Annotated in this window: 6 protein-coding genes; 5 read left to right on the forward strand and 1 reads right to left on the reverse strand. The window is 70.4% G+C overall.

Translation table 11 applies throughout. The annotated features are described in order from the left end of the window. From Q8M82_RS05525 to Q8M82_RS05540, 4 genes are all read left to right on the forward strand, one after another. Positions 1-848, forward strand: an 848-nt coding sequence (locus Q8M82_RS05525; RefSeq protein ID WP_305690376.1) for a tripartite tricarboxylate transporter substrate-binding protein, incomplete at its 5' end; no start/stop codon positions are given. 92 nt (positions 849-940) lie between these two features. Next, a complete protein-coding gene (locus Q8M82_RS05530; protein WP_305690377.1) occupies positions 941-2,371 on the forward strand; it encodes a Do family serine endopeptidase in 1,431 nt (476 codons plus the stop codon). Positions 2,372-2,552: 181 nt separating this feature from the next. Then, positions 2,553-3,863, forward strand: coding sequence for a replication-associated recombination protein A (locus Q8M82_RS05535; RefSeq protein ID WP_305690378.1), 1,311 nt, complete (start codon positions 2,553-2,555; stop codon positions 3,861-3,863). 101 nt (positions 3,864-3,964) lie between these two features. Further along, positions 3,965-4,147, forward strand: coding sequence for a hypothetical protein (locus Q8M82_RS05540; RefSeq protein ID WP_305690379.1), 183 nt, complete (start codon positions 3,965-3,967; stop codon positions 4,145-4,147). A gap of 45 nt (positions 4,148-4,192) precedes the next feature. Here the strand turns inward: Q8M82_RS05540 and Q8M82_RS05545 are convergent, their stop codons facing one another. Beyond that, positions 4,193-5,518: a hypothetical protein gene (locus Q8M82_RS05545; protein WP_305690380.1), complete on the reverse strand. Its 1,326-nt coding sequence runs from the start codon at positions 5,516-5,518 to the stop codon at positions 4,193-4,195. Between the two features lie 123 nt (positions 5,519-5,641). Between Q8M82_RS05545 and crcB the strand changes: the two genes are divergently transcribed. Continuing rightward, complete coding sequence (gene crcB / locus Q8M82_RS05550; protein WP_305690381.1) at positions 5,642-6,025, forward strand: fluoride efflux transporter CrcB; 384 nt, start codon at positions 5,642-5,644, stop codon at positions 6,023-6,025. The last annotated feature ends 119 nt before the right edge of the window (positions 6,026-6,144 follow it).

Consider the following 6,144-nt stretch of genomic DNA (forward strand, 5'->3'; position numbering starts at 1 on the left):
CCGGTGGTTCGTCCGACGTCATCGCGCGCCTCGTCGGTGACGAGATGGGGCGCGTGCTCGGGCAGCGCATCGTGATGGAGAACATGGGCGGGGCCGGGGGCGCGACCGCCCTGTCGCGGGCCTCGCGGGCCGAGCCGGACGGCTACACCATCGTCATCGGCAACAGCGGCACCAACGCCGCGTCCTACACGATCTATCCGGACCTGAAATACACCAATGCGGATTTCGCGCCGGTCGGCCTCGTCGCCAAGACCTCGCCGATGATCGCGCTGAAGCTCGATTTCCCGGCCAAGACGCTGGCCGAGTTCGTCGCCTATGCGAAGGCCAACCCCGGCAAGGTCAGCCTCGGCCATGCCGGCGTCGGCTCGTCGAACTATCTGATCTGCCGGACCTTCATCAAGGCGTCGGGCGTCGGCGTCGCGCTCGTCAGCTATCGCGGCGCGGGGCCGGCGCTCAACGATCTGATGGGCGGCCAGATCGACGGGGTCTGCGATGCCGCGACCTCGCTGTCGGGCGCCGTCCAGGGCGAGAAGGTGAGGGCGCTCGTGGTCGCGACGCCGGACCGGCTGGCGAGCCTGCCTCAGGTGCCGACCTCGGCCGAGGCCGGGCTGCCCGCCTTCCAGGCGCAGGGCTGGAACGCGATTTTCGTGCCGAAGAACACGCCCGAGCCGGTCATCGCCAAGCTGAATGCGGCGCTGCGCACCGCGCTGGCGAGCCCCACTCTGCAGGATCGGTTCAAGACCCTGTCCTCGGTGGTTCCGACGGCGGAGGAAATGTCGCCGGCCTTCGTGGCGAAGATGGTCCCGGCCGAGATCGAGAAGTATCGCGTCCTGCTGCAGGACAAGTAGCGTCGGGGTGAGACGGCGGCTGAACGCTGGAAATCGCCCTGCCGTCGGCCTATCTCTCGCGATGAGTCGCGCCGTCGCAGAGGAGATGCCAGATGCAGCGCAAGGCCACCTTCACCCGCGGGGCCCTCCTCGCGGCGGCGCTGACAGCGCTGACCGTCGCGGTATCGCCAGCGGCCGCGCAAGCGCCGCTCCGGCAGGTGCCGGAGTCGCGCCAGGAGATGTCGCTGTCCTTCGCCGGCGTGGTCAAGAAGAGCGCTGGCGCGGTCGTCAACGTCTATGGCGCGCGCGTCGAGAAGCAGCCGCGCAACCCCTTTATGGACGACCCCTTCTTCCGGCGTTTCTTCGGCGACCGGGGCTTCGGCGTGCCGCAGGAGCGTGTGCAGCGCTCGCTCGGCTCGGGCGTGGTGGTCGATGCGAGCGGGCTCGTGGTCACCAACAACCACGTCATCGAGGGCATGAGCGAGGTCAAGGTCGCCTTCGCCGACAAGCGCGAGGTCGAGGCGACGATCCTGCTGCGCGATCCGCGGACCGATTTGGCCGTCCTGAAGCTCAAGACCGCCAAGGATCTGGTGGCGATCGAACTCGCCGATTCCGACAAGGTCGAGATCGGCGATATCGTGCTGGCGATCGGCAACCCGTTCGGCGTCGGCCAGACGGTGACGCAGGGCATCGTCTCGGCGCTGGCGCGTACGCAGATCGGCGTCGGCGACGCGCAGTCCTTCATCCAGACCGACGCAGCGATCAATCCGGGCAATTCCGGCGGCGCACTGGTCGACATGCAGGGTCGGGTGATCGGCATCAACACGGCGATCTTCTCGCGCTCCGGCGGCAGCCACGGCATCGGCTTCGCCATTCCCGCCGCGATGGTGCGCGTCGTCGTCGAGAGTGCGAAGAGCGGAGCGACGACCGTGCGCCGGCCCTGGTTCGGCGCCAGGCTGCAGGCACTGACTGCAGATGTCGCCGACGGGCTCGGGCTCGACCGGCCGGCCGGCTCGGTCGTCGCCGGCGTGGTCGAGAAGGGCCCCGCGGCGGAGGGGGGCTTGCGCCGCTCCGACGTCATCCTGGCGGTCGACGGCTTCGCCGTCGACGATCCCGAATCCTTCGGCTACCGCTTCGCCACGCGCCCGCTCGGCGGCGTCGCGACGCTGACCGTGCTGCGCTCGGGCAAGCGCGTCGTGCTGCCGGTGAAGCTGGTGCCGGCGCCGGAGCTGCGGCCGCGCGAGCCGGTGACGCTGGCGGGGCGCACGCCGCTGTCGGGCATCACCGTGATGAACCTCTCGCCGGCGCTCGCCGAGGAACTCGCGATCGACGCCGGCACCGAGGGCGTCGTCGTCGCCGAGATCGAGGAGGGCAGCACGGCGGCTCGCGTCGGCTTCCAGAAGGGCGACATCATCCAGGCGCTGAACGGCGAGGCGATGACGCGCTCGCGCGACGTCGAGGCGGCGCTGAAGGAGCGCAAGCGCTCCTGGGAGGTGACGATCTCGCGCGGCGGCCAGAGCGTGACCTCGGTGTTTCCGGGATGAGCCTCGCTCCGGATCCGCGCCGTCATTCCGGGGCCTCGCGCAGCGAGGAGCCCGGAACCCATGACCACGACCGTGATAGGGGAGGCTCGGATCGGCGCGCCTCCATGAGCGGCACCGGTGTTCATGGGTTCCGGGCTCGCTGCTGCGCAGCGCCCCGGAATGACGGTCGAGGCTTCCCGGCATGAGCGATCTCTTCGCCGCCTCCGGGCTCGACAAGGCCGGCCCGCGCCCGCTCGCGGACCGGATGCGGCCGACGACCCTGGGCGAGGTCGCGGGCCAGGACCATCTGACCGGGCCCGATGGCGCGCTGACGCGGCTGGTGCAATCGGGCTCGCTCGGCAGCCTGATCTTCTGGGGTCCGCCCGGCACCGGCAAGACCACGGTGGCGCGGCTGCTGGCCGGTCAGGTCGATCTCGGCTTCGAGCAGATCAGCGCGATCTTCTCCGGCATCGCCGATCTCAAGAAGGTCTTCGAATCGGCCCGCGGGCACCGGCTCGGCGGCAAGGGCACGCTGCTCTTCGTCGACGAGATCCACCGCTTCAACCGGGCCCAGCTCGATGCCTTCCTCCCTGTGATGGAAGACGGCACGATCACGCTGGTCGGCGCCACCACCGAGAACCCGTCCTTCGCGCTCAATGCCGCGCTTTTGTCACGGGCGCGGGTGCTGACCTTCAAGTCGCTCGACGAAGGTGCGCTGCTCTTCCTGCTCGGCCGGGCGGAGCTTCTGGAGAACCGCGAACTGCCGCTGACGCCGGAGGCGAGGCTGGCGCTCGCGCGCTTCGCCGATGGCGACGGGCGCGCCGTGCTGACGCTCGCCGAGGAGCTTTGGCGCGCCGCCAAGCCGGGCGAGATCTTCGACGAGGCGGGGTTGAGCGAGGTGATCCAGCGCCGCGCGCCGATCTACGACAAGGCGCAGGACGGCCACTACAACCTGATCTCGGCCCTGCACAAGACGATCCGCGGCTCGGACCCGGACGCCGCGCTCTACTATTTCGCCCGCATGCTCGATGCCGGCGAGGACCCGCGCTTCCTGGCGCGCCGGCTGGTGCGGATGGCGGTCGAGGATATCGGGCTCGCCGACCCTCAGGCGCTGGTCCATGCCCGCGCCGCGGCCGAGACCTACGAGCAGCTCGGCTCGCCGGAAGGGGAACTCGCGCTCGCCAACACGGTGATCTACCTCGCCACCGCGCCGAAATCGAACGCCGCCTACAAGGCCTACAAGGCGGCGCGACGCGCGGCGAAGGAGGGCGGCTCGCTGATGCCGCCCAAGACGATCCTGAACGCGCCGACCAAGCTGATGAAGCAGGAGGGCTATGGCGCGGACTATGCCTACGACCACGACGCGCCCGACGCCTTCTCCGGCCAGGACTACTGGCCCGACGCGCTCGGCCGCCAGCTCTTCTACGACCCGCCCGAACGCGGGTTCGAACGCGAGATCAGGAAGCGGCTGGAGTATTGGGAGAAGCTGCGGCTGGAGCGCGGGGAGGGCTGAGGCTGACCCGCGCCGCTTTGATCGACCGCAATGGCGAAAAGGTCAGTGGTCCCTAGATTGTGGTTCAGCGCCCACACTCGGGCCGTGCTGATGCCTCGCTCATGATCTCGCTCATCGCCCGCGCTCTCCTGATCGTGCCCTCGCTGATCGCGGGCTGGTTCGTCTCGGAGGAGGATGTCGCCTATTGGGTCGTGGCGTTTGCGATCGGGCTCGTCTTCCTCCTGCTGACGATTGCCTTCGAGCTCTATGTGCATCCGCTGCTGAAGCGCGGGCCGAAGGGGTAACTCCCGCGTCATTCCGGGGCGAGGCCGGATGCCTTGCAGCCGCCCTCAGAAAGACCGTTCGATGAAGAGCTGAGCCGAGAGCTGGCGCCCGCCCAGCGTCAGCGGCAGGACGCGGTTGGCGACGGCGACGCGGGTCCAGGCGACCGAGCCCTCGATCCCGGCCTTGAGGCCGTCCACCGGGGTCCAGACCAGATTGGCGCTGGCGCGGTCGATCCTGAGCTTGCCGGTGGCCTGGTTGGCCAGCGGCAGGGTGAGCTGGTAGCGGCTGACGAAGAGGTTGCTGGCGAGTTCGTCGGTCCATTCGCGCCGCGCCGCGAGCACGCCCGAGAAGCCGCGGCTGGCATCGGCGCTCGTCAGGACCTGGCTGACAATGGTCGCGTCGAGCGAGGAGCCGATATAGGCCGGCGCGTCCACCGCGCCGGCGAGCTGCGCCGTGATCTCGCCGGGGCGGCCCAGGATCGGCAGCGCATAGGTCGCGCCGATGATGCCGGCGCGGCCGAGCTTGGGCACCGAGCCCGGCACGTCGCGCAGTGCGCCGGCCAAGTGCAGCGTGAGCCCGCCCTGGGTGTAGGTCAGCCGGGCGACGCCGTCGGGCACGCGGCCCTTGACCACGGGGATGGTCGAGGTCGTCGCCAGCGTCGGGTCCTCGGCCGAGAGCGCCAGGTTCCAGCGCTCGGTGAGGTCGCGCTGCCAGCCGATCAGCCCGACATTGCGGCCGGGGAGGCGGGCGCTGAAGGCAAATTCCTCGCCGGTCCAGAAGCTGAAGAACGTGCCGGTCAGGCCGAAGGTCACCGTCCCCACCGTGACGGTCGCCTCCTCGATCGTCAGGCTTTCCGGCTGGCCGCTGGCCGGCCGCAGCGACATCTCGAAGGCGGAGCCGATGCGCAGGCCCGAGGCGAGGTCATGGGCCGTCTCGATCCGCAGCGAGGTGCTGGTCGGCCAGGAATAGGCCGGCCTGGGTGCGGCGTCGCCGGCCTTGGGAATGCGGTAGCTGTCGAATTGCAGCCCGGCGGTGACGCTGCCCGAGACGGCGAGGCAGGTGCTCGAGCCCGGCAGGATCAGCCCCGGGACGTTGTCGTCATCGTCCCCGTCGTCATCGGAATCGTCATCGTTCTCCGCCGCGTCGTCGGCATCCGGCGCGGTCGCGGCGCTCGCCTCCGCGGCGGCGGGGAAGAGCGGGGCGATGTCGGGCGGCTTGATGATGCAGCTGCGGGCGAAGTGCGGGGCGCTGGCCGGGGTTGGGCGGGGCGTGGCGGCCTGCGCGGCCGCGAGCGCGACGCAGGAGGCGGCGAGCGCCAGCAGGCACGCGCGACCTCTGCGTCCAGCCGCGAAGCCACCGCCACAAGCCGTTGCCCCGGCCCCCTCGCGCATGTCGTTCCGTCGCCCCCCGGCCCCAGCGTCAAGACACCGCCGCTACACCTCTCAGCTTGGCGACGACCCGGCAAGAGCCCGATTTCGTTTGTGCGCAGGCGAAGCGCTGGCTATTGCAGGGCGATGACCTCCACGCTCCTCGTCTTTTTCGGCGCCGGCCTCGGCGGCGTGCTGCGGCACGGCGTCAATCTCGTCTCGCCGCGCTGGTTCGGCACCGGCTTTCCCGGCGGCACGATGCTGATCAACATTCTCGGCTCGGCGCTGATGGGCGTGATCGCGGGCTGGCTCGCCTTCAGGACGCAGGCCGGCTGGTCGCAGCATGCCAGGCTGTTCCTGACGACCGGCATCCTCGGCGGCTTCACCACCTTTTCGGCCTTCTCGCTGGACGCCGTGCTGCTCTGGGAGCGTGGCGAGACCGGGCTCGCGGCGGCCTATGTGCTCGGCTCCGTCATCCTCTCGCTGGCGGCGCTGCTCGCCGGCCTCGCACTCGTCCGGAGCCTGTCATGAGAAGCGGTGGCAAGGGGACGGGCGGCAAGGGAGCAGGCGGCAAGGGCTTCGGCGACAAGGCCGCGGGAGCCGGCCCCCGGCGTGGCGGCCGTCCGCCGGCCGCGGGTGCGCCCCGCGGG

This window comes from Allobosea sp. (genome assembly GCF_030694325.1).
Lineage (GTDB): Bacteria > Pseudomonadota > Alphaproteobacteria > Rhizobiales > Beijerinckiaceae > Allobosea.

Coding starts and splice junctions, on each gene's coding strand:
- Q8M82_RS05530 (WP_305690377.1), top strand. CDS start 941: ATGCAGCGCAAGGCCACCTTCACCCGCGGGGCCCTCCTCGCGGCGGCG.
- Q8M82_RS05535 (WP_305690378.1), top strand. CDS start 2,553: ATGAGCGATCTCTTCGCCGCCTCCGGGCTCGACAAGGCCGGCCCGCGC.
- Q8M82_RS05540 (WP_305690379.1), top strand. CDS start 3,965: ATGATCTCGCTCATCGCCCGCGCTCTCCTGATCGTGCCCTCGCTGATC.
- Q8M82_RS05545 (WP_305690380.1), bottom strand. CDS start 5,518: ATGCGCGAGGGGGCCGGGGCAACGGCTTGTGGCGGTGGCTTCGCGGCT.
- crcB (WP_305690381.1), top strand. CDS start 5,642: ATGACCTCCACGCTCCTCGTCTTTTTCGGCGCCGGCCTCGGCGGCGTG.